Genomic DNA, 23,288 nt, shown 5'->3' on the forward strand with positions numbered 1-23,288 from the left:
CCGCCGCCTCGCGAGCGAAATCACCGGCAGACGCCGCGTTCTCCCCGCGCCGTGAAGGTCGTCGCGGTCGTCACACGCGTCACACGCGTCACCCTCGTCGCTCGCCGAGGACTCACGTGGGCTCGTGTCGCACCGCGGTCCGCGCTCGCGCTCGCGAGATTCAGGCGAGGCGCGCCGCGAGGAGCGGGATGTCGTCTTCCAGCGTGTTCGTGGTCCGGTAGGGCTGCCAGCCGAGCTCGCTGCGCGCGCGCTCGTTCGACATCCGGTTGTCGAGCGCGAGCAGCATGGCGAAGAACGGCCCCCAGAGCGCCGCCGCCTGCTCGCGCGAGGCGCTCGCGACAGGCACGTTCAGGGCGCGGCCCGTCCATCGGGCCACGTCGCCCGTCGCCACGTTCGCGCCGGCCCCGTTGTAGATCCGCCCCGGCGGCGCCTTCTCCAGCGCGAGCACGTACAGCTCTGCCAGATCGTCGACGTGCACGCTGGTGACCTGGTTCTCGCCCTGGCCGATGTGGTGGGCGGCGCCCTGCTGGCGCGCGGCCGCCACGAGCCTCGGCGCGACGGCGTGGGGCGCGTCGCTGTGGGTGAGGATCGCGGGGCGGACGACCGCGCTCCGGATCCCGCGCTGCGCCGCGGCCAGGTAATCGCCCTCGACCTCGCGCCGCACCGCCGCCCCGTGGCCGGGCTCCGACGGGTGATCCTCGTCCACCGGGGCGGGCCCCGTGTTGCCCACCACGCCGGTGGCGGTCGTGCCGATGAGGCATTTGCCCGTCCCGGCCAGCGCGTCGGCGAGGGCCTGCGCCACGCGTCGCTCCTGCGCCACCGCCGCCCGGAGATCGCCCCCGCGCATCTCGAAGGCGAGGTGCACGGCCGCGTCCGCCGACCGCGCCGCCTCGGAGAGGACGTCCACGTCGTCGAGCGACGCGCGGAGCGGCTCCGCGGGCACGCCCATGTCGCGCAGGCGCCCCGCGCTCGCCTCGTCGCGCACCGCCGCGAGGACCGCGTGTCCCTTCGCGTGGAGCCGCCGCGCGACCCGTGACCCGATATACCCCGTCGCGCCGGTGATCAGTATTCGCATTCGCACGTTCCTTTCCCCCGTGAGCCCCTCGCCCCACGCGCCCCAAAGATCAAGGCTCCCCACACAGAAGTCGAGTGAATAGGATGTATACAGATCATGAATGGAAGTTATGATAAGAACCTCGACCTCAACCTCCTCCGGCTCTTCGTGATCGTGGCCGAGGCGGGCAGCGTCACGGAGGCGGCGCGCCGCCTCTACCTCACCCAGCCCGCGGTGAGCGCGGCGCTCCGGCGGCTCGCGTCGGCGGTGGGGGCGCCGCTCTTCGTCCGCGCGGGGCGCGGCCTCGCGCTGACCGCGCGCGGGCAGCGGCTGCTCGCGTCGGCGCGGCCGCACCTCGAGGCGCTCGTCGAGGCCGCGCTCTCCCCGGCGGCGTTCGACGCGGCGACGAGCGAGCGCACGGTGCGGCTCGGCCTCTCCGACGCGACCGAGGCGTGGCTCCTCCCGTCGCTCCTCCGCGCGCTCGCCGAGCAGGCGCCGCGCCTGCGGCTCGTCGTGATCCCGGTGCAGTTCCGCACCGTCGGCGACGCGCTGGGCTCCTCGGCGGTGGACCTCGCGGTGACCGTGGCGGGCGAGCTGCCGGCCGGCGCGCGGCGGCGCGCGCTGTTCACGGGGAGCTTCGTGTGCCTCTTCGATCCGCGCCACGCCCGGGTGGGCAAGCCGCTGACGCTGGCGCGCTACCTCGCGCACGAGCACGTCATCGTCTCGTACAACGGCGATCTGCGCGGCGTCATGGAGGACCGCCTCGGCGTGCAGCGGCGGGTGCGGGTGTCGGTGCCGAGCTTTCACAGCATCGGCGCCGTCGTGGAGGGCAGCGCCCTGCTCGCCACGGTGCCTCGGATCGTCGCGCGCGAGATCACGTCGCTGCGCCCCCGCCTCCGCATCGCGGCGCTGCCGGTCGCCCCGGAGGGCGCGCCGCTCGAGCTGCTCTGGCGGAGCGCGGTCGAGGACGATGAGGCCATCCGCTTCGTGCGCGACCAGGTGACGCGCGTGGCGAAGGCGCTGGAGCGCCCGGCGCGCCGCCGCAGCGCGCCGGCTTCCACGTGAGCTCCTCTCGGAGCCTCCGCGCGCGTCTCTCCATCAAGTAGCCACACAAATTGTGACTACCACTAGAAAGGCCAAATACGTTCAAGACATCATGCAGCGCGCCAATTCAACATATGTCTCCGGTGCCATGAATCCGTCCATCTCGGGCCTTGCGGACTCATCCACGATGGCTGATAAAAGAAGTCTGGCCGGGGGGAGACTGGCTTGACCGCATGGTGTTCTCGCTCCCCTGCATCGACGTCGCGAACTGGAAATCGTTCGAGCTCCTCCAGCTCGTCCTCGACACCATCCCGGATCCCGTCTTCGTCAAGGATCGGCAACACCGCTGGATCGCTTGCAACCCTGGCTTCTGCAGGTTGATCGGGCAGCGCTACGACGATTTGATCGGCCGCAGTGATCCGGATTACTGGCCCAAGGCACAGGCCGACATCTTCTGGAGCTTCGACGATCTGGTCTTCAACTCCGGCGAGCCGATCGAGAACGAGGAGGTCGCCACGGGCTCGGACGGGGTGACGCGCACGATCTGGACCCGCAAGTTCCCGATGAAGAACGCGCAGGGCGAGGTGGTCGGCCTCTGCGGGCTCATCACGGACATCACCGACCTGAAGCGGCGGCACATGGAGGCCGAGCGGATCGCGGCGGAGAACCGGGAGCAGCGCGCGATCATCGACGCGCAGGCGGCGATGCTCGATCGCGTGGCGATGCCCGTCATCCAGATCTGGCAGGGGATCCTGCTCATGCCGCTGGTCGGGGAGATCAACGACCGGCGCGCGGCCCAGGCGCTGGAGAGCCTGCTGCAGGCCATCGGGCAGCGAGGCGCGGAGTTCGTGATCCTCGACATCACCGGCGTGCCGGCGATCGACACCGCCGTGGCGCGCCACCTGGTGCGCGCGGTGCAGGCCGCGGAGCTGCTCGGCTGCCGGAGCGTGATGGTGGGCATCGGCCCGGAGATCGCGCGGACGCTGGTGGGGCTCGGGGTCGACTTCAACCGCATCACCACGCAGGGCACGCTCCAGAGCGGGCTCGCCTACGCGATGAGCCGCCTCGGCGCGCAGCGCGGGCTCGGCACGCTCGCCCGCTGAGCCCCGGCGGGGGGCGGCCGCGCCGCGCGCGGCCCCGCGGAGGCCCGCGTCACCCGCCCCAGAGCGCCTTCACGCCGTCGGCGATGAACTGCACCGCGATGGCGGCCAGGATCAGGCCCATGACGCGCTCGAGCACGGCCACGCCGGACGCCTTGAGCGCCCGCTGCAGGAGCCCCGCGCCGCGCAGCACGAAGTAGGAGGCGACGAAGGTGATGACCACGCTGGCGAGCACCAGCGCCATCGCGACGAGGTCGCTGCCCCCGCGCGCCATGAGCACCATCACGGTGGCGATGGCGCCCGGCCCGGCCAGGAGCGGCATGGCCAGCGGCACCAGCGCCACGTCCTCCTTGGCGATGCCCTCCTGCTCCTCGCGCGGGGTGGTGCGCGTCGCGGACGCGCGGGCGCGCAGCATGTCGAGCGCCGTGATCAGCAGCAGGATGCCGCCCGCGACGCGGAACGCGCCCAGCGAGACGCCGAAGACCTTGAAGATGACGCCGCCGAAGAGGGCGAAGAACAGCATCAGCCCGCCGGCGACCGCGCACGCCCGCCGCGCCGTGCGCCGCACCTTCTCCGGCGGATCGTCGGCGGTCATGGTCAGGAACAGCGGCACGATGCCGATCGGGTCCACGACGAAGAAGACCGCCGACAGCGACATGAGGAACAGCGAGACGTACCCGCTCATGACGGAGGGTGACCGCTGGCGTACGGTTCGATGAAGCGCACGGCGGATCCAGTAGCACCCGTGGGGCTCCCGGTGTCAGCGCCCGCGTCGGCCGCGCGCCGACCCGGGACACGCCTGGGCCGGGGAACCGTCGTGCACGTAGACGCCGTCCGGACGGTCCAGCCCGGCGCCCTCCCGCCGCGACAGCGCGGTGACCGGTCGCGCTTCAGGTCTTCGGGATACGCCACGTCACGCCGGCGCGGAAGAAGAACGTGTTGGGGATGCTCTGCCCGCCTCCGGGGATGCCCTCATCGTCGTCGTTCATCGGCTCGAAGCGGCGGAACAGGCTGTGGCCGGTCTGGGCGGTCAGCCACACCGAGGAGAAGGCGCGCACGCCCAGCGTGACGCCCGCGGTCGCCACCGAGTAGGCGATGTGGTCGACGCACTGCTCGGGCCGCGCCACCCGCTCATCCGGCGCGGTCGCCGGGTCGTCGTCCGGCCGGGCCGCGCAGGGCCACGCGCCCGTGACGCGCGCGTCGCGCACCGCGTAGGCGTTCCCCGCCACGTCCGCGCGCAGGCCGATCTCGAGGCGATCCCAGAACGTGAGCTTCGCCGCGGCGAAGCCCGGGACGAAGGCCTCGAGGCGGAAATACGGGTTCGGCGTCCAGTCGACGTAAGCGGCTGGCAGCGGGAGGAACGAGCCGAAGCTGAACGACGCGAGCGCGCCACCCCCGAGGACGAGCTTCTCCGAGAGCGTGTGGGTCGCCAGCGCGAGCCCGCTCACGCGCGCGAGCCCGCCGTCGAGGCCCTCGAAGTCGCCCGCCAGCCCTGGCGCGACGCGCAGCGAGAGCGACCAGTCGCGCGGGAGGAGCTGGACGAACAGCAAGGGGACGTCGACGGAGTGGAACGCGCGGAGCTGGTCGAAGCCGGGCGGCGCCCCGGCGTACGAGACCGACTCGACGTGGTATGTCGCCCCAGGGATCAGGTACGTCCGCTCTCCGAGCGGGATCGGCACATTGGCGCTCACCTCGTACGACGTGACCTGCGCCCGCGCGGGACGCGGGTCCTCGAGCGCGACGCCCGGCATGTACTGCGCGCTCAGGTCCACGAGATCGGGGAACTGGGCCAGCGCCACGCCGGGCGCGAGCACCCACAGGAGCGCCGCCAGGGCGAGGAGCCGCGAGGTCCGCGCGCGCCGGCGGGAGGCGCCCTCCCCTCGCCTCGCCGCGAGGGAGCGCGCGACAGGACGATCGGCCCGCCTCATCGCGCCCCCCGCAAAGCTCCGCCGCTCGATCATCGGTGCACCTCCAGCCCTGGATGAAACAAGTGATTGAAACAAACATTTCAACCATTGACGCTTGTGCGCGAGCTTGTCAAGGTGCGTTTCAAACAACTGTATGAACGACAGAGACCGACCCGCCCACGCGGACGATCCCCGGCAGAGGCTCGTCGTCGCTGCGATCGACCAGATCGAGAAGCACGGCATCGGGCAGGTGACGGTGCGCAAGATCGCGGCCGCGGCCGGCGTGAACATCGCCGCGGTGAACTACTACTTCCGGTCCAAGGAGGCGCTGCTCGCGGCGGCGCTCGAGGGATCGATCCGGCACATGCTGGAGGACACCGACGAGTTCCTCGCCCGGATGCCTGGCGACCCCCTGGGGGCGCTCCGCGGGCTCCTCGGCTACTACCTCGAGGGCAGCCTGCGCTATCCGAACGTGGGCAGGGCCCACCTCCACGGCGCGTTCCACGCCGACGACTACAGCGGTCCGTTCCCCACGCTCTTCGCGCCCGTGATGGAGCGCCTGCGCGATCTCGTCCAGGCGGCCGTGCCTGGGCTCGAGGAGCGAGCGGCCGCGCAGCGGGTCGTGGCCGCGCTGTCGGCGGTGTTCTTCCCGGCGTTCTTCGCGGGGCTCTATGGAGGGCTGAACGCGCTCGGTTCGCCGGCCGACCGCCTCGCCTACGTGGAAGAGCTGGCGCGGCGGACGCTGGCGCCCCCGGCGGCCAGCGCCTCACCGGCGCGGTGACGGCGCGCGCCGCCGCGGCGTCAGCTCATGGCGTGGGGGCCTGGCTCGCCTTAATGCGACGGACGCCTTCTTCCAGGGTCATCTCGTCGTCCCGGTTCGTCTCCCAGTGGGTGACCGCGTAGTTGGGCTGGACCAGCTCGTCCACCGCGTCCATGGCCGCCAGGTGGGCCGGGCTCATGACGAACTCGTACATCGCCTCGGTCGACTCCCAGACGGCCAGCGTGCGCCCGGAGCCGCACGACGTCGACTGGGCGAGCTGGATCGCCACGAGCCCGCGCTGCGACGCGAGCTGCGCCTGGACCGCGCCGAACATCTGCCCGTAGCGCTCCATCACGGCGTCGCCCGGCCTCGGAATGCCGTAGGTCGAGCTGACCGTGTACGACGAGCCCTCCGGGGCAGGCCGGAGCTTCCCGGTGGCGGGATCGACGCCGGGCCCGCTCAGCGGCTCCGCCTGCAGATCGGCCTCGAGCACGCCGCCCGTGCACTCGGGGGCGGAAGGCCCGGGCGTCGCCGCGCCGGAGTCCGAGCCGCACGCCGACAGGGTCACCCCGAGCGCCGCGAGGACGGCGGCGGCGATTGCGCGCGATGATCGCTCGAGCGTGGCGGTCGACGCAGGATTCAAGGTACGTGTCGTCATGGTCATGGTCCTTTCGGTTGCGTGCGCTGCGGGGAGCTCAGTCGGCGCGCGAGACGATCCCGAAGACGAGCTCGGGGAACGTCCGCTCGAGGCGGCGTGAGTGGAAGTTCGTCCGGCGGCCCATGCTCCGCACCTGCACCGGCGTGCCGACGGGCGGCGCGTCTCCCAGCGTGACTGCCCACGTCAGGGCCTCGCCGGCGCGCACCGCGACATAGGTGTACGAGCCGGCCGGGAGGCGCTCCTCGACGCGCCCCGCGATGGGCGCGCGATCGGCGGCGGAGCGGGAGAGCTGGCCGAGCGGGCTCGCGGCGATCACGCCGAGGGGCCCCGCGGCCGAGGAAGGCGCGTCGAGGTGCCACGCGAGCGCGAAGAAGAGCGCCGCGAAGGCCGTGAGGCCGAGGAGCGGCTTGACGAGCCGGCGCCGGACCGACCGCGGCGCAGAGCTCCGCGCCGCACGGGCGGAGGAGACGAGCGTCATCTGGGACTCCTTGGGCGCGCTGCGGGCATCCCGTCACGGGTTCGCCGCTGCGCGACCGAACAGACCTCCGTGCCCGGACGCCCGCGGATCGTTCAGTCGATTCGCGCTTTCCGAGAACGCGGCCGACGCGATGAACCGCCGTCGATGATGACGCATAGCGTCATAAGCACGCACCCCGTGCAACGCCAGTTCGGGCGCGTCGGCGCGGAGAAGGATTGTCTTCCCTCGTGGGCAGTGCAGATAACGACGCCGTGAGCATCCAGGACGACGCCCCGCTCCTCCAGGTGATGAGCCACCTCGGCATCGACCAGGATGCGCTGCTCGGCATCGGCGGTGAGGCCTGCGTCTTTGCGCTCGGCGAGGACAGGATCGCGCGCGTCCACCATCCCGGGACCGCGCGGGAGACGGTCGCTCGACGGGCCCAGTTGCTCGATGACCTCCACCGGAGCGCGGGCGCGGTGCCGTTCTCGATCCCGCGCGTCCTGGAGATCACCGAGGCTCACGGGCGCGTCCTCACGATCGAGCCGCGCCTCGCAGGGCGGCCGCTGCTGCACGTGCTCGGGGAGGTGGCGGGGGCCGAGCGCGACCGCCTCCTCGTGCGCTTCCTCGACGCCTCGACGCGCCTCTGCGCCCTGCGCCTGGACCACGCCTGGTACGGCGACCTGTGCGAGCCGGAGCCGATCCGGGCGAGCTGTCACCGCTCGTACCTCGATCAACGCGCGAGGAAGAGCCTCGCCTGCGCCGGGGACGCCTTCGCGGGCGTCGATCCGGCGCGGCTGGCGGCCGCGCTGCCCGAGCCGGCCCGGCCGAGCTTCGTGCACCTGGATCTCTTCCCGGGCAACGTGCTCGTCGAGGACCAGGAGGTGAGCGCCGTCGTCGATTTCGGCGGCCCCTGCGTCCTGGGAGATGCCCGGCTCGAGCCGCTGTCGGCCGTCTGCTACCTGACGCCGTTCATCACCCCGACCGCCACGGCTCGCGATCGATGCCTCGCCCGGGAGTGGCTGGAGGGGCAGCACCTGGACGCGCTGCTGGAACCGGCGGAGCGATGGCTCGCCGCCCGCTGGTCGTTCGCGCGCGACGATGTGAGCCTGCACCGATGGTGTCAGCACGTGTTGCTCGGCCCCACGGCGGCTCCGTGAGGAGGACAGGCCACGCGCGATGCGCCGCCCGTCGCGCGCCCCGCTCGCCTGGCGGACGGGGCGCCCCCGCGCGTCCGGGGCTCAGCCGGCCCAGGCCTGCTCCAGCGCCGCGATGTAGGCGTCGAGCGAGGTGGTCTGCTCGGCCTTCGCGTCCACGACCTTGCCGGCCGCGTCGCGGACGGGCGTGATCATCGGCGGGATGACGGCGATCGTGCGCGGCAGGTTCAGCGCCTTCAGCCGGGCCACCACCTCGTCGCGCCACGCCGGGTTGATCCGGGTCGCGTACCTCTCCACGAGCGCCTTCAGCGCCTCCCGGTCGCCCGTGGCCTTGATCCGGTGGAGCTCCGCCAGCAGCTCGCCCGAGGCCTTGCGCCAGGCGTCGGGGTCCTTCACCACGAAGAAGGTCTTGCCCTGGCGCACCTCGACGGCGACGGCGCCCCTGTCCTTGACCCAGCCAAAGGCGATCAGCTCCGCCCGGAGGTGATCCTCCTCGGCCACGTCGCCCTGGGGCACCGACTTGAGCATCGTGAGCTGCGCCATCGCCGCATACGCGGGGAACACCCGCGCGCAGCCGGCGTCCGGCAGGAGGCCTATCTCCACCGTCTTCGGATCGCCGGTCAGCCAGTCAGCGACGCGCTCGGCGCGGCTCTCTTCCAGGGCCGCGTAGTAGGGGGCGAGGAGCTCCGCCGGATCGGCCCGGAGGTCCGGGTTCACCTTGCCCGAGCCGTGGCCGGTGACCTCGTGGAAGGCCGTCCCCGCGAAGCTCAGGTGCCGCGCGCAGCGGCGGATCTCGGCGCGCACCTCCTCCGGCGCGAACTCGTCGATGGTCCTGTCCGAGGTGAGCGCCGCACGGGTGTCCATCGTGGAGAGGACGACGAAGTTCTTCGAGCCGTGCTTCTCGCGGATCCGCTGGGCGTTCGGCAGGTTCACGCCCCCGAACGTGAACGGCCCGCCGTCGCCCGTGGCCGCGATGGCGACGACCGCCCCGGCCGCGGGCACCTGGAAGGCGTCGCGCCGCCACTTCGCCTCCCAGGGCATCTTCTGCTCGAAGTACTGCGCGCTCCTCGCGAGCGCCTGGAGCGGCGGGTCGCGCTCCGGATCGGCGATGAAGACGAGGCCCTCGAAGCCGCCCTTGCGCGCGCGGACATCGTCGTACGTCTCGATGAAGCCGAGGATGTAGTCGACAGGGAAGACCTGCTTGAGCCACGCGACGTCGTGCTCGGTGAACTCGGCCGGCTCGCCCGTCCTCAGGTACCCGATGAGGTGCCTGAGCGGCTCCTGCTGCGCGGGCGGCGCGAGCGCGAGGGCGTCCTCGAGGTGCTTCACCACCCGGCCGAGCTCCTTCGCGCCCACGCCGGGCGGCGCGCCGCCGCCGCCGGCCCGATAGACCTCCTCGACGAGCTTGCCGCCCTTCTTCACGATACGGCCGTTGAGCTCGTACTTCTCCTTGAAGTTCTCGAGGTCCTTGCTGCTCACCCCTTCATAGTGGTTGGCCGCGGACTCGAGGATCGGGTCCTTGCCCTTGTCCGGGGTCTTGTTGGTGACCACGGGCGCCACCTTGGGGTCGAAGAGCCCCGCGAGCATATCCTTCGGTATCGTGATGTTCAGCGCCCTGGCCGCGCCCTCCAGCTCTTGCTGCGAGAAGGGCGGGACGAGCTTCTGCCCCGTGCGCGCGTCGTGGATCCCGTGATGCAGAAAGAGCATCTTCCGGAAGAGCGAGAGCCTGTCGCGCAGCGCGGGATCGAGCCTGTCCTTCTGCGCGAGGAGCCTGATCATGAGCTCCGTCGCCGGCCAGCCGTACCTGGAGGTCTGCATCGTGTACAGCGGATCGCCCGCGAGCGCCGCCTGCACGAGGTGGTAGGCGAGCGCGCGCTGCCCGGCCGTGAGCCGGTCGAAGCCGCGGGGCGCGTACGAGGCCGTGGTCACGCCGCTGACCTCCTCGAGCACCTGGACGGCGCTCCCGGGCGCGGGCGCCGCGCCGCCGGGCGCCGCCGCGCTGCCGGGCGCCGGCGCCGCCGCCGCGCTGCCAGGGGCCGGGGCCGCGGACGGGGGCGGCTCGGCCGACGGCGGGGCCGCGGAGCAGGCCGACTGGAGCGCAGCGCACAGGGCGAGGGAGAAGACGGGGTGCTGACGACGCATGGCGACGATCCGTAGCCAAAGCGTAGGTCGGCGAGAAGGCCGTCGCGGGGCGTGCTGGAGGTTCGTCGTGGACGAACGTGGTGGACGCGTGGGCGCGACCCGGCGAGGCCCCCTGCCCCGCCCGGGTCGCCCCGGGGACAGCGGCGCAGGGCGCCCGCGCCGCTGCCGCTCAGAAGAACGAGTAGATGGCCAGCTCGAGGCGCTCGTTGGTCGCTGTCACGCCGTCGGCGAAGGTCTGCTCCGAGTGCTGGAACGAGAGCCCCGTGCGGACGGCCGGCGTGACGTCGATGAACACGTTGCCGTCGATGTAGCGCGACTCGTGGTAGGCGGTGCGGAGCGCGCCGTAGCCGTTCTCCTCCGTCACGCGGTCGTTCCAGCCCTGGGTGTAGTTGCCAGAGATGGAGATGCGCCCCGAGGGAGGCAGGTAGTACTGGAGCCCGACCACGAACCCCTTCCAGCCGATGGTCTTCAGGTTGCCGTTCGCGTCGTAGACCACGAGGCCGTTGTCGATGCCCGGCGTGTAGGTCGCGCCGTCAGGGAGCGCCGGCTGCGGCACGTTGCTCGCGACGCCGACGATGTCCGCGATGCCCGTGCCGGCGAAGAACGAGCCGGTCAAGGTCAGCGCATTGCCAGGCTCCTCCAGCGCGGTGACCGGGATGATGGGGACCACCGCGTCGACCGAGATCCCGTAGCCGTCGGCCGACCTCGACTCGACCGGGGCGGCGGAGAGCTCGGGGACCCGGAAGCGGCGGTAGATGCCCGAGACGCCGATCGTCAGCGGGTCGAACAACATGCCGGCGGCGCCGAGCGTGTGGATCCCCTTCCAGTCGTTGATGCCGAAGCGCAGGGCCGCCTGGATATCCGGCACCTCGGCGTCGCGCTGCGGCGGCTTGACGGCGGCCGCGGCGATCTCGAGGTTGATGGGATCGGTCTTGAAGGTGTGGCCGACGCGGAGCTGCGGCATCCGACCGAAGACCTGGTTCATCACCGGGAAGAAGGACACGGTGGCCGGGAAGAAGAACGGCTGCCACCCGAACAGGTGATAGAACTGGCCGATCATCAGATCGACGTAGTCCGACTCCACCTTGATGTTGGCCTGACGCAGGCGGAAGGTGCCGCTGCTGACGAGCGACGCCTCGGAGACGGTGGGCGGCTGGTTGCCGAAGAAGTCGAGCTCCAGGTTGGCGGTCGTCTTCATCCCCGCGAACTCGGGCGCGCTCGCCCTGATGCCGAACCTGGAGTTCCGCGTCGTGAAGTGCGTGCGGCCGTGCGAGCCGGCGTAGGTGTCCTCGCGCTGGATCACCGTGGCCCCCACCGACTCGCCGAAGCTCTGGGTGGAGTCGTGCATGATGTTGAACTCCGCCATGCCGTACACCGTGGCCTTCCACTTGGAGGTCACGGGGACGGCGGCCGGACCGGCGGGCTTCGTCACCTCGGCGGGAGGAGCCGGCGGCGGCGCCGCGGCCGCGAGCGGGGCGCCCGGGGGCGGCGGCGGCGTGGCCGGCGCCTGCGTGCCCGTCGGCAGCTGCGTCATGCCGGCGTCCGCCGGGGCGGGCGTCGCCGCCGGCTCGGCCGGCGCAGCGGCGGCCGGCGGCGGCGCCGCGGCGGGCGGCGCCGCGGCGGGCGGCGCCTGCCCGCCGGCGGGCGCGGGGGCCTGGGCGTGCGCGGCCGCGGCCACGAGGAAGATCGACGCACCGAATAGGTTCGCAACCTGCGATTGATTCATGTTCGAAGCCCCTGGGTGTGCAATGGCGCCCGGGATGCCCCGTGAGCGCCGTAAGGCATTGATTTAATTACGGTTTTACGTCACGCCGCGCGGGGCGTGCCGCGGGCGCAGGTCAGGCTTCCCCGGCGGCGCGCGCCGGGGTGGGAACGACGATCGGTGATCGCGCCTCCTACGCGCGCTTCACGTCGGGCGGCACGCGTCGCGGAACGCGCGGGCGCGGGCGACGAGCTCCTCGCGCCGCCCCTCGCGCAGGAGCTTGAGATCCACGAGGTTGCCGCCGACGCCGACCGCCACCGCACCCGCGGCGAGGAAGGCGCCGATGTTCTGCAGCGTGGCGCCGCCGGTGGGCATGAGCGGGATGTGCGGCAGGGGCGCCTTGAGCGCCTTGAGGTACGAGGGGCCGCCGAGCGCGTCGCACGGGAACACCTTCACGACGTCGCCGCCCGCCCGGTGCGCCGCCACGACCTCGGTGGGCGTGAGCGCGCCGGGGGCGTGGACGACGTTCATCGCGCGGCACGCCTGCGCCGTCGGCACGTCCAGCGCGGGGCTGACGACGAAGCGCGCCCCGGCCTCGACGCACGCCTCGGCGGTGCGGGCGTCGAGCACGGTGCCCGCGCCGACGAGCGCCCGCGCCCCGTGGAGCCGGGCGATCTCGCGGACGACCTCCACCGCGCCGGGCACGGTCATCGTGATCTCGAGCACGTCGATGCCGCCCTCGAGGAGCGCCTCGACCGCCTGCAGCGCCTCCTCGGCCGAGCCGGCGCGCACGACAGGGACGATCCGCGTGCGCTCGATCCAGCCGAGCACGTCCTGCTTGCTCATCGTTCCAAGCGCCTGTCCGCTCGCCTGTCCACTCACGGTTCCGCTCATCGATCCACCCGCGCCGTTCCCATCTTCATCGCCTTGAGGACCTCGTCGAGGGTCGCCATCGTCGTGTCGCCGGGCGTCGTCATCGCGAGCGCGCCGTGCGCCGCGCCGCAGTCGACCGCCCACTGCGGCCCCTTGCCCGTGAGAAAGCCGTAGATCAGGCCCGAGGCGAACGAGTCGCCGCCGCCCACGCGGTCGTAGATCTCCAGGTCCTTGCGCTGCGGCGCCTGGTAGAGCTGGCCGCCCTGGTACAGCACCGCGCCCCAGTCGTTGCGCGTCGCCGAGGTCGCCACGCGCAAGGTGGTCGCGACGGCCTGGATGTTCGGGAACGCCGCGATGACGCGCTGGATCATCGCCTCGAACGCGCCGACGCTGAGGTTGGCGTGCGCGTCGTCGAGGTCCTCCACCTCGAAGCCGAGGGCCGCGGTGAAGTCCTCCTCGTTGCCCAGCATCACGTCGACGTACGGCGCGAGCGCGCGGTTGACCTCCCGCGCGCGGGCCTGGCCCCCGATCGACTTCCAGAGCGACGGGCGGTAGTTGAGGTCGTAGGAGACGACGGCGCCGTGCCGGCGCGCCGCCTCCATGGCCTCCTTCGCCACGCCCGGCGTCGTCTCGGAGAGGGCGGCGAAGATGCCGCCGGTGTGGAACCACCGCGCGCCGTCGCGGCCGAAGATCGCGTCCCAGTCGACGTCGCCGGGCTTGAGCTGCGACGCGGCGGTGTGGCCGCGATCGGAGGTGCCGACCGCGCCGCGGATGCCGAAGCCCCGCTCGGTGAAGTTCAGGCCGTTGCGCACGGTCCGCCCCACGCCGTCGTGCGGCACCCAGCGCACGAGCGAGAGGTCCACCCCGCCCTGCATCATGAGATCCTCGATGAGGCGGCCGACCGGGTTGTCGGCGAGGGCGGTCACGACGGCCGACCGGAGCCGGAAGCAGCGGCGGAGCCCGCGGGCGACGTTGTACTCGCCGCCGCCCTCCCACGCGTTGAAGGTGCGGGTCGTCGAGATGCGGCCGTCGCCGGGATCGAGGCGCAGCATGACCTCGCCGAGGGACACGAGGTCCCAGCGGCACGTGGCAGGATCGCGGAGAGTGAAGGACATGGCTTATCGACAGGGGCGCTGAGCGCGCGGAGAGGCTTGTTCCACGAGAGAGGTCCGGGGGCCGCGGGGGCCCTGGAGGGATGATAAGGCGCGCCGGGGGCGATGATCACCGGGCATCTCCGGAGGCGCGGGCCGCCTCGACCTCGGCGGCGGACGGGCCCGTGTAGCCCTTGGCGGCGGCGCCCTTGGTCTCGACGATCGGCCGGCCGTCGCGGTCGAACTTGACGAGCTCGGCCCTGGGCCCGGCGGCCGTCGGCCAGAAGTACCAGCGGGCCTCCATCCAGCCCACGCGGGCGGCCGGGCCCTCGGTCGGCGCGCCCGTCGCGCCGAGCTGGGCGGGCCGCGTCTCGCGGTAGCCGGCGACGGAGGCGTACGGGGGGGCGTTGAGGGTGAACTGCGTCGCCGCGATGCCCGCGAGCATCGCCAGGCCGCCGGCGACGATGAGCGCCTGCGGCACGCGCCGCTTCGGCGTGACCGGCTCGACCCGCGGCAAGAGGAGGTGCAGCACGAGCAGCCCGACGAGGTACAGGCTGCCGGCGAGCATGAACGGCAGGGCGTACGAGCCGGTGAGCGTGAGCGACCGGGCCACGAAGATCTGGAAGAGCGCGCCGCCGACGACGCCGAACGCGGTCTTGATGCCGACCACCGTCGCCATGGCGGGGCGAGGGAGGGTGTCCGAGACGAGCGTGTAGAGGTTGCTGCTCCAGCCCTGGTGCGCCGCCGCGGCGAGCGAGATGATTGCGACCGCGACGTACACCGACGGGATGCCCCCGACGCTCGGTAGATCAACGAGCTGCCCGACGGCCATGACGGGCACCGCGCAGAGCGCGCAGGCGAGCATCGCGAGCTTGCGCGACGTGCCGACGGAGCGGCCGCTCGCGATGAGCCTGGAGGAGAGCCAGCCGCCGCCGATCGCGCCGACATCGGCGACGATGAACACGACGGGGATCGCGTAGGCCATGAACGTCGGGGTCAGCTTGAACTCGCTGACGAGGAACTTCGGCAGCCAGGTGAGGTAGAACCACCACGGCGCGTCGGTGAAGAACTTCGCCATCGCGACCGCGTAGACGGGCCGCATCCCGAACACCTCGCCGACGCCGAGGGCCTCGGTCGACTCCTTCGCGTCGGAGCGGATGTGCGCGAGCTCCTCGGGCGAGACCTTCGGGTGCTCCTCGGGGCGCCGGTAGAAGCGCGTCCAGAAGAAGATCCACACGACGCCGACCCCGCCGAGGGTGAGGAAGCAGGCGCGCCAGCCGTACGCCTCCGCGATGCGCACCGCGAGCAGCGGGGCGAGGATGGCGCCCACGTTCGACCCGCAGTTGAACAGCCCGGTCGCGAGCGCCCGCTCCTTCTTGGGGAACCACTCGGCGACGGTGCGCACGGCGGACGGGAAGTTGCCCGCCTCGCCGACCCCGAGCAGGAAGCGGATCGCGGCGAAGCCGCCGAAGCTGGCGACGAAGGCGTGGCCCGCGGAGGCGATGTTCCAGAGCAGGAACGTCAGGCCGAGCCCCTTGCGGGTGCCGACGCGGTCGATCCAGCGCCCCACGAACACCATGCCGAAGCCGTAGGCGAGCAGGAAGCTCACGTTGATGAGCGCGAGGTCCGTCGGCCCGAGGCGCAGGTCGTTCTCGAAGAACGGGACGAGCAGCGAGAAGAGCTGCCGGTCGAGGTAGTTGATCGTCGTCGCGAAGAAGAGGAGCGCGCAGACCGTCCAGCGGACGCGGGTCATGGTGCCGGCGTTCGCGGGGGCTGCGGGGGATGCGGCGGTCATTGGTTGACTCCGGAGGCGAGGAAGCCGCCGTCGACGGCGATGCTGGTGCCGGTGATGAAGCTGACCGCGTCGGAGCAGAGGAAGAGGGCGGCGCCGATCAGCTCGGCGGTCTCGCCGAAGCGGCCGAGGGGCGTGCGGGTGAGCAGCTCCTGCCCGCGCGGGGTGCCCTCGAGGAGGGCGCGGTTGAGGTCGGTCACGAAGACGCCCGGCACGATCGCGTTCGTGCGGATGCCGTCCCTGGCCCACTCGGCCCCGAGGCTCCTCGTCAGCGCCAGCACGGCCGCCTTCGACGCGCCGTAGGCCGCGACCTCGTGGAACGCGACGAAGCTCGACAGCGAGGCGATGTTGACGATGCGGCCCCGGCCGCTCTCCTTGAGGGGGCCGTGGAACGACTGGCAGGCGCGCAGCATGCCGGTGACGTTCGTGTCGAGCAGGCTGCTCCACTCCGCGTCGGCGACCTCCGCCGTCGGCTTGCGGAAGGTACGGCCGGCGCAGTTGACGAGGATGTCGACGCCGCCGAGCGCCTGGACGACGCTATCGCGCAGGGCGTCGAGCGACGCGCGGTCACCGACGTCGCACGTCGCCTCGACCGAGCGGACGCCCCGGGCGCGGATCTCCTTGGCGACCGCGTTCGCCCGGTCCGCGCGGGTGCCGGAGGCGACGGTGTGGACCCCGGCCTCGGCGAGGCCGAGGGCGATCGCGCGCCCGATCCCGGAGGTGCCGCCGACCACGACGGCCGTGCGGCCCGCGATATCGAAGAGGGAAGTCATGCTCCCAGCCACTCCCCGGCGATGCCGCCCATGAGCGCCCGCGCGTCGCGCTGGATCTGCGCGTCGGTCGGCGAGACGGGCATCGCCTCATAACGTCGCGTCAGCGCGCGGGCGATCGATCGCCGCGAGTGGCGCCACTTGTAGATGAGCTGATCGAGGACGCGCGCGTCGGAGTGCTGCGGCACGAAGGTCGGCCCGAGCATCTCCAGGCGCATCATGGTGGTCTCCTCGATCAGGCTCGGGTTGTTCATGAACCACCAGCAGCCGAACGGGAGGACGTTGGCGAACTTGCGCGCCACGACGCAGAGGCCGTGCGCGTTCTCGCGCGCGAGCGTCGTGACGAGGAAGCGGACGTCGGGGTTCTCGGCGGCGAGCCGCTCGAGCGGGACCAGATCGGCGGTGCTCACGCCGTCGCCGGCCACGCCGAGGCGGGGGTTCACCGCGCGCCGGACGCCGATCATCATCGCGAACGGCAGGTCGTGCTCGCGGCACGCGTCCAGCACGGCCCGGGGCGGGGCCGAGACCTCGTTGACGGAGATCGCGAGGTAGCGAGGCCGCATGCGGGCGATCCACCGGTCGAGCTCGGAGGCGAGATCGTTCGACGAGACGAGGCGGTCGAGGCGCAGCGCCGCGTGGAACCGCGGATCGGCCCCGGCGCCCGCCTCCCAGACGGCGCGCTCGGCGGCGTCGGTCGGGTCGTTCGTCATCGCGAGCGCGCTCACCCCCGCGAGGCGCAGCACGTCGTCCACGTGATCCTCGACCCGGCGCGCGGCGAAGAAGGCGCGCGCGTCGCGCAGGTCCGGCGCGGCGGGGTCGAGGCCGAACGCGTCGAGGACGGTCGCGACCCCCGCGGCGGCCTCGGACAGCGGCGAACGGCGGACGAAGAGCGCGTCCCACACGAGGTCGGCCTGCGCGGCCTTGTCGCGGGCGAAGAACGCCTCGGGCGTGACCTTCGGCTCGGCGCGCAGGGTCTCCGCGACGAGGTAATGGTAGGTCAGGAGCTCGTCGACGCCCCAGAGGTTCAGCGCGCCGAACCCGGGCGCGAACAGGTGGGTGTGCAGATCGATGATGGGCGCGGCGTCGACCGCCTTGGCCACGCGCTCGGCGAGGGTCATCTCGGCACCTCGGGGGTACGGTCGTCGTTCGGATCGGCCCAGCGCTCGTTCGGCACGGTGGCGCACCAGGCCGGGCGAAGCGGGTCCTTGTCGTAGGGATACGAGCCCAGGCGCCGGTACTCCTCGGCGTAGTGGGCGAGCTTGTCGCGATCGAGGCGGACGCCCAGGCCGGGGCCCTCGGGGACGCGGATCCGGCCGTTCTTGTAGGGGAGCGGGCCGCCGCGGATCACGTCGTCTTTCAGGTGGTGGTAGTGCGCGTCGGCGGCGAACGAGAGGTTCGGGATGACGGCGCCGAGGTGGAGCATCGTCGCGAGCTGCACGCCGAGCTCGCCCGAGGAGTGGACAGCGACGCCGAGGCCGAACGTCTCGCAGATGCCGGCCGCCTTCACGCAGGGCCGGATGCCGCCCCAGAACGTCGTGTCGAGCAGGATGACGTCCACGGCCGTGTCCAGCACGTTGGCGGCGAGCTGCTCGAAGTTGACGACGACGGTGTTGGTGGCGAGCGGCATCCGCACCTTCTCGCGGGTGCGCCGCATCGCGTGCAGGCCGAAGACGGGATCTTCCAGGTAATCGTTGTTGAGGTCCTCGATCGCCTGTCCGAAGCGGATGCCCTGCTCCGTCGACCAGACGGCGTTCGGATCGAAGCGAATGCGGTCACCCCCGACGGCCTCGGCCACGGCGCGGTAACACTCGAGCTCGTAATCTGGGTGGAACACGCCGCCCTTGAGCTTGTGGGAGGTGAACCCGTGCTTCTTCTTCAGCGCTCTCGCCTCGTCGGCGAGCTGCTTCGGCGTGCGCACCTCGCCCGAGCCGTCGGCGTTCGGATAGCGGAAGAAGAGGTAGGACGCAAACGGGACCTCGTCCTGGAGCTTGCCGCCGAGGATGTCGTGGACCGGCACGCCCCAGGCCTGTCCGATCAGGTCGAGGCAGGCGAACTCGAGGGCGGCGAGGATCTGGGTGCGGTTGTTGTAGAGAGAGGCCGTCGGGTTCGCGATCTTGAACCGCATCTCCTCGAGGCGGGCGGGGTCGTGGCCGACGAGGTAGGCCTTCATCGCGCGGAACACGGCCTCGGCCGACTCGCCGCCGCCGCCCATCTCGCCGAGGCCGATGAGGCCGTTATCGGCCTCGACCTCGACGATCGTGCGCACGAAGCGGCCCCAGTGACAGCCGTTCGCGTGGCGCAGGGGCGCCTCGAGCGGCACGGTGACGGTGGTGGCGCGGATATCAACGATTCTCATGCAGGACGGCACTCCAGGGATCTCGGGCTGCCGGTGTGGAACGACCGGCCTTCGCGGACCACCAAAGACATCAATCGCTCGGAATTGCAATCATCACTGCATGAGCCACCGACGGATGGGCGGCGACCTTCTCCTGTGGATGCGCCCCGGCGACAGGCTCTCCCGTCAGGGCATCAGCCCGTCTTCAGCTCTCCTGTGTGCATCGACAAATGCATCCCGATCGGCAGCGACCACGTGCCCCGGCCCGTCACCGCTCGATCGGCTGCGCCTCGCAGAGACCCGAGCGGTGGCTGTAAAATTTCAACAAGCTCGCACGCACAACGTCTTACGTACGGCGCCGAGGAATTCCCGCCCCCTGTCGAACTGATCACGCATCGCGCTCCGAGGCGCGCGGAGGCTGACGCCGCGCCGACCACGCTGCGCCGTTTCGCTGGCGTTTCAAAAGTTCGGCGAGCGCATCGGGGCGTCCCCCGGCCGGCGGCCGTGGATCAAAAAAGGCGCCTGTCGTGATTGATCTGGACGCCGAGCCGACACTAGGGATGTGAGCCGCGCTCACTCACCGTCGGCACGCCCGCTGGGCCTCGCCATCGCTCTCGCGTTCGTGGTTCCTTGCGCCTGACGGATGATCTCGTGCTGCCCTCGCGACCGGAGAACCCCCCATGCACATGCCCTGGCACCCTCGATTCACCGCCAACTTTTCCGCGCATCGGGTCGTCGCCCGGGTGGCCCAGATCGCGGCGCTCACGGTGGCCTGCAACGCAGGTCCGGAGGCGCCCGGGAGCGGTGTCGGCGGCGGAGCGGGGGGAGCCGGCGGAGCGGGGGGAACGGGCGGAGACGCGGGGCCTGGGCCGAGCAGCTCGAGGGCGGGGGCGGGCGGCGCCTCGACGTCGTCGGGCGCTGCCGGGGGTGAGGACGAGGGGGACGACGGCGGAGCGGGGGGCTCGGCGGGGTCGGCCAGCGTGGCTGGCAGCGGTGGTGGCGGGTCGGGCGGGATGGGGCCGCTGCAGGACATCACGATCTGGATCGCGGGCGACTCGACGGTCGCCAACGGGCAGACCCCCTGTCCGGCCGGGTGGGGCGGTCCGTTCGACGCGCTCTTCGACGATCGCGTCACCGTGGCGAACAGCGCCGTCGGCGGCCGGAGCGTGCGCACCTGGCTGTACCAGGTGAAGACCGTGATGGACAGCGACGGGGAGTGCGAGCTCGAGCGCGACGCGAGCGGCGAGCCGGTGCTGCAGGACCGGTGGGTCCGGATGCTCGACGGCATGAAGGCGGGCGACTACCTGTTCATCCAGTTCGGCATCAACGACGGCTCGCGCACCTGCGACCGGCACGTGGGGCTCGACGCCTTCAAGAGTAGCTATGGAATGATGGCCCGCGCGGCCGAGGAGCGGGGCGCGAAGCCCGTGTTCGTGACGCCCGTGAGCGCGATCTCCTGCAGCGGCAGCACGGCCCGGGGGACGCGGGGCGGCTACGTGACGGCGACGCAGGAGGCGGGCGCGGAGTACGGCGTGCCGGTGATCGATCTGCACGAGCGCAGCGTCGCGCTGTACAACGCCCTGGGCTTCTGCCCGGTCCCGGGGGGCGACGTGAGCGCGACGACGAGCGGGCCCGTCGGCGAGTTCTTCTGCGATGATCACACGCACTTCGCGCGCTCCGGCGCGGCGCAGATCGCGGGGCTCGTGGCCGAGGCCGTTCGCGATCAGGCGATCGGCCTGGCGGCGTACCTCGTCGAGTGAGGCCGCGCCCGCGGGGCGGCCTCAGAGGCCGATGTCCTCGCGGATGGCGGCGACGATCTTGCAGTGGTTCACGAGGTCGTCCGTGGTCTTGACCTCGCTCGTGTAGTTGAGGCCGTAGGGCCAGAAATGCTGGGCGTCCGCGTGCACCACGTCGGCGTCGTTCCCGGTGATGGCCCTGAGCTGGCGGGTCGCCGCCGGGCCCGTGAAGATGCCGTCCACCACCAGGGCGCCGAACTCCCTGCTGCCGACCCCCACGGTGTGCCCGATCTCGTGCATGGCGGTGATGTGGTTCATGGAGCTGGGCGCGCCGAACCGGATGGATCCGTTGACGTTGCCGTCGGCCGTCGCGACCGACGGCTCGTAGGAGACCCGCAGGCTCTTCTCGATGCTCGTGTGGCAGTTGTAGTACGAGAGCGCTTCATCCATGGCGCTCGTGATCATGTCGTACGCGGACTGCTGCTCTGCCGTCGGCGTGGGCACCGTCGCGAGCGTGTAGGTGATTCCGCCCATCCCCACGCAGCCGGTCTCGCCGCCGCCGGTGCCTGCGCCGCCGGTGCCGCCGGGATCCGCGCCGCCGGTGCCGCCGGGATCCGCGCCGCCGGTGCCGCCGGGATCCGCGCCGCCGGTGCCGCCGGGATCCGCGCCGCCGGTGCCGCCGGGATCCGCACCGCCGCTCCCCTCCGGGTTGCCGCCCGCAGCGACGTCGCCGCCAGCGCCGCCGCTGGCCGAGGTCTGTCCGCCGGCGGCAGCAGCGCCGCCGCTCCCGCTCGCGACGCTGCTGCCGCCAGGGTCCGCAGGGCTGTCGCCCGAGCCCGTGCACGCGACGGGACCGGCCACCGCGAACGCGAGGAAAAGGATGTTCGTCGCCAGTTGCCTCAGCATGTCTCGTACTCCTTCCAGGGAAGCTTGCATCATCGGTCCAGGCCCGAAGGGCGCCGTGGCCGCGCGCGCTCGCCCGCAGCCGGCGAAGCCGCGCCATCGCCCTCTCACCGGCGAGGCCAGGGGTCAATTCGCTGCTGAGGGCGATCACTGGGCCGGTAGCTCAGGCGGAAGATTGTGGCGACCCGACCCAGGTTGAGGTCACCGACCCAGGTTGTGGGGCGACCCGACCCAGGTTGAGGTGGGGCGACCCGACCCAGGTTGAGGTCACCGACCCAGGTTGAGGTCACCGCAGGTTGAGGTCACCGCAGGTTGAGGTCACCGGGCCGCTCCGGGACTGGCGGACCACGTGGCGCCTGGCGGCCGCCACCCACGACACGACACACCTCAGGTCGGGGCAGGAGGGTAGCACTGGACAGGCGGATCACCTGGCGGCCGCCACCCACGGAGCGTGATAAATCCTCGAAATAATTCGTCGTGACCCCAGCAGGGCGTCTGTCGGCGACGCGACTCAAGTTCGGGTCGCAGGGGCAGCTACCCAAGTTCGGGTAGCAGGAGGAGCAAAGGCCGTGACGGATCAGCTGGTGGCCGCCACCCCTGGCGCATGGCAACTCCTCGGAATTACTTGCCACAACCCCTGGCACGGCATTTGTCAGTGTACGCCAGCCATGAGCCAACCCCGCGAGATCGCTCCAGGCGCTACCTACCTCATCACCCGTCGCGTCCTGCGACGACATCTCCTCCTCCGGCCCGATGCAGCCATCACCCAGCTCCTGGTTTACGCACTCGCAGTCTCGACCCGCCGCTACGGTATCGAAGTCCACGCGCTCTGCGCGATGTCGACGCATCTGCACCTCGTAGTGACCGATGTGAATGGCGTCCTGCCTCGCTTCCTGCAATTTTTCCATCGCATCGTCGCGCTCGGCACGAAGGTGCTCCGCAAATGGGAAGGGCCGGTATGGGATCACGAAGCCACCAGCGTAGTACGGTTGCTTACACGAGCGGCAGTGGTGGAAAAGATCGCGTATGTCATCGCGAACCCTGTAGCCGCCGGCCTTGTCCGACATGCGCGCGAGTGGCCGGGCGCCAAGGTGGATGCGGGCGAGATCGGTCACGGCCTGCTCCGCGCGGCGCGCCCCGCGACGTACCTCGATCCGGAGAACCCACAGTGGCCGGACCAAGTGACGCTCCCGCTCATGCTACCGCCTGGCATCGAGCATGACGGCGCGGAGCGCTTTCGTCGTGATGTCGCCGCCGAGCTCGAGAGACAGGAAGCTCAGGCGCATGCGGAGATGCAGCGGCAGGGACTCCGTTTCTTGGGAGCCGAGCGAGCCAGCACGGTCTCCCCTTACGAGCGTGCCACGAGCTTCGAAACACTGCGCGATCGCAATCCGACGTTCGCGGTCGGTCGTGAGCAGGGTGATGCATGGCGAGTCGCTGGTGCCGCTGTACGAGCATTTCGCGCGTCGTATCGCGCGGCGCTCGAGCGGTGGCGCGCCGGCGTGCGCAGCGTTGTATTCCCATGGGGGACGTGGTGGATGCGCACGTTCCATGGCGTGAACGTGACCGAGATCGTGCCCACGACGTAGGCGCTTCGCGGGGGCGCGACACAGTCAGGTGGGCAACCGCGAGCGACGGATTCGACGCGTCGTCATGGGGAACGTTCGTCTTCAAAGCGCGGAGCGGGCGGCAGATCCTTCACGCGGCAGCGCGAAGGATGAGTCGAGCGCGAACGAAGGGGCGTATGAGCGAGTTGCTGTAAGCGCAATTTGATCGAGCGGGCCCCTGACCCCGGGTCCCGGTTCCG

Annotated in this window: 20 protein-coding genes; 6 read left to right on the forward strand and 14 right to left on the reverse strand. The window is 71.5% G+C overall.

The window, feature by feature from the left end:
* Positions 1–160: 160 nt before the first annotated feature.
* Positions 161–1,075, reverse strand: coding sequence for an NAD-dependent epimerase/dehydratase family protein (locus WME96_RS27595; protein ID WP_437284571.1), 915 nt, complete (start codon positions 1,073–1,075; stop codon positions 161–163).
* A gap of 96 nt (positions 1,076–1,171) precedes the next feature.
* On the opposite strand from WME96_RS27595, the gene WME96_RS27600 reads away from it, so the two are divergent.
* Together WME96_RS27600 and WME96_RS27605 are read left to right on the forward strand one after the other, a co-directional pair.
* The gene (locus WME96_RS27600) at positions 1,172–2,119 is read left to right on the forward strand and encodes a LysR substrate-binding domain-containing protein (protein WP_437284572.1); all 948 of its coding nucleotides are present in this window, start codon (positions 1,172–1,174) and stop codon (positions 2,117–2,119) included.
* Positions 2,120–2,331: 212 nt separating this feature from the next.
* Positions 2,332–3,201, forward strand: coding sequence for a PAS domain-containing protein (locus tag WME96_RS27605; RefSeq protein WP_437284573.1), 870 nt, complete (start codon positions 2,332–2,334; stop codon positions 3,199–3,201).
* Positions 3,202–3,250: 49 nt separating this feature from the next.
* Here WME96_RS27605 and WME96_RS27610 read toward each other — a convergent pair whose 3' ends face one another.
* Positions 3,251–3,883 carry a MarC family protein gene (locus WME96_RS27610; RefSeq protein ID WP_433926894.1) on the reverse strand — a complete coding sequence of 211 codons (633 nt, stop codon included), beginning with the start codon at positions 3,881–3,883 and terminating at the stop codon, positions 3,251–3,253.
* Positions 3,884–4,088: 205 nt separating this feature from the next.
* Entirely contained in the window at positions 4,089–5,159 is a 1,071-nt protein-coding gene (locus WME96_RS27615; protein WP_437284574.1) for a DUF6268 family outer membrane beta-barrel protein, read from the reverse strand.
* A gap of 100 nt (positions 5,160–5,259) precedes the next feature.
* Between WME96_RS27615 and WME96_RS27620 the strand changes: the two genes are divergently transcribed.
* A complete protein-coding gene (locus tag WME96_RS27620) occupies positions 5,260–5,886 on the forward strand; it encodes a TetR/AcrR family transcriptional regulator (RefSeq protein WP_437284575.1) in 627 nt (208 codons plus the stop codon).
* A gap of 25 nt (positions 5,887–5,911) precedes the next feature.
* Here WME96_RS27620 and WME96_RS27625 read toward each other — a convergent pair whose 3' ends face one another.
* Both WME96_RS27625 and WME96_RS27630 read right to left on the reverse strand, forming a co-directional pair.
* Entirely contained in the window at positions 5,912–6,523 is a 612-nt protein-coding gene (locus WME96_RS27625) for an antibiotic biosynthesis monooxygenase family protein (RefSeq protein ID WP_437284576.1), read from the reverse strand.
* 37 nt (positions 6,524–6,560) lie between these two features.
* Positions 6,561–7,001, reverse strand: a complete 441-nt coding sequence (locus WME96_RS27630) for a hypothetical protein (RefSeq protein ID WP_437284577.1) — start codon at positions 6,999–7,001, stop codon at positions 6,561–6,563.
* 227 nt (positions 7,002–7,228) lie between these two features.
* On the opposite strand from WME96_RS27630, the gene WME96_RS27635 reads away from it, so the two are divergent.
* Positions 7,229–8,140: a phosphotransferase family protein gene (locus WME96_RS27635; protein WP_437284578.1), complete on the forward strand. Its 912-nt coding sequence runs from the start codon at positions 7,229–7,231 to the stop codon at positions 8,138–8,140.
* Positions 8,141–8,221: 81 nt separating this feature from the next.
* On the opposite strand, the gene WME96_RS27640 is transcribed toward WME96_RS27635, so the two are convergent.
* The 8 genes from WME96_RS27640 to WME96_RS27675 form a co-directional block, all read right to left on the reverse strand.
* Positions 8,222–10,279, reverse strand: coding sequence for a dipeptidyl-peptidase 3 family protein (locus WME96_RS27640; protein ID WP_437284579.1), 2,058 nt, complete (start codon positions 10,277–10,279; stop codon positions 8,222–8,224).
* Between the two features lie 169 nt (positions 10,280–10,448).
* Positions 10,449–12,005, reverse strand: coding sequence for a hypothetical protein (locus WME96_RS27645; RefSeq protein WP_437284580.1), 1,557 nt, complete (start codon positions 12,003–12,005; stop codon positions 10,449–10,451).
* A 180-nt stretch (positions 12,006–12,185) separates the two neighbouring features.
* Complete coding sequence (locus WME96_RS27650) at positions 12,186–12,827, reverse strand: bifunctional 4-hydroxy-2-oxoglutarate aldolase/2-dehydro-3-deoxy-phosphogluconate aldolase (protein WP_437284581.1); 642 nt, start codon at positions 12,825–12,827, stop codon at positions 12,186–12,188.
* A 44-nt stretch (positions 12,828–12,871) separates the two neighbouring features.
* Positions 12,872–13,969 carry a PfkB family carbohydrate kinase gene (locus WME96_RS27655; protein ID WP_437284582.1) on the reverse strand — a complete coding sequence of 366 codons (1,098 nt, stop codon included), beginning with the start codon at positions 13,967–13,969 and terminating at the stop codon, positions 12,872–12,874.
* 106 nt (positions 13,970–14,075) lie between these two features.
* Complete coding sequence (locus WME96_RS27660; RefSeq protein WP_437284583.1) at positions 14,076–15,740, reverse strand: MFS transporter; 1,665 nt, start codon at positions 15,738–15,740, stop codon at positions 14,076–14,078.
* The gene (locus WME96_RS27665; RefSeq protein WP_437284584.1) at positions 15,737–16,510 is read right to left on the reverse strand and encodes an SDR family NAD(P)-dependent oxidoreductase; all 774 of its coding nucleotides are present in this window, start codon (positions 16,508–16,510) and stop codon (positions 15,737–15,739) included. Before WME96_RS27665 ends, WME96_RS27660 begins: the two co-directional genes overlap by 4 nt.
* Positions 16,507–17,625: a hypothetical protein gene (locus WME96_RS27670; protein ID WP_437284585.1), complete on the reverse strand. Its 1,119-nt coding sequence runs from the start codon at positions 17,623–17,625 to the stop codon at positions 16,507–16,509. The genes WME96_RS27665 and WME96_RS27670 overlap by 4 nt, the downstream gene beginning before the upstream one ends.
* Positions 17,622–18,863: an enolase C-terminal domain-like protein gene (locus tag WME96_RS27675; protein ID WP_437284586.1), complete on the reverse strand. Its 1,242-nt coding sequence runs from the start codon at positions 18,861–18,863 to the stop codon at positions 17,622–17,624. The genes WME96_RS27670 and WME96_RS27675 overlap by 4 nt, the downstream gene beginning before the upstream one ends.
* A gap of 659 nt (positions 18,864–19,522) precedes the next feature.
* On the opposite strand from WME96_RS27675, the gene WME96_RS27680 reads away from it, so the two are divergent.
* Entirely contained in the window at positions 19,523–20,602 is a 1,080-nt protein-coding gene (locus WME96_RS27680) for a GDSL-type esterase/lipase family protein (protein ID WP_437284587.1), read from the forward strand.
* Between the two features lie 21 nt (positions 20,603–20,623).
* On the opposite strand, the gene WME96_RS27685 is transcribed toward WME96_RS27680, so the two are convergent.
* The gene (locus WME96_RS27685; RefSeq protein WP_437284588.1) at positions 20,624–21,484 is read right to left on the reverse strand and encodes a hypothetical protein; all 861 of its coding nucleotides are present in this window, start codon (positions 21,482–21,484) and stop codon (positions 20,624–20,626) included.
* A 665-nt stretch (positions 21,485–22,149) separates the two neighbouring features.
* Between WME96_RS27685 and WME96_RS27690 the strand changes: the two genes are divergently transcribed.
* Complete coding sequence (locus WME96_RS27690; RefSeq protein WP_437292368.1) at positions 22,150–23,070, forward strand: transposase; 921 nt, start codon at positions 22,150–22,152, stop codon at positions 23,068–23,070.
* Positions 23,071–23,288: the final 218 nt, after the last annotated feature.

The sequence above is a fragment of the Sorangium sp. So ce406 genome (genome assembly GCF_051474675.1).
GTDB classification, from domain to species: Bacteria; Myxococcota_A; Polyangia; order Polyangiales; family Polyangiaceae; genus Sorangium; species Sorangium cellulosum_G.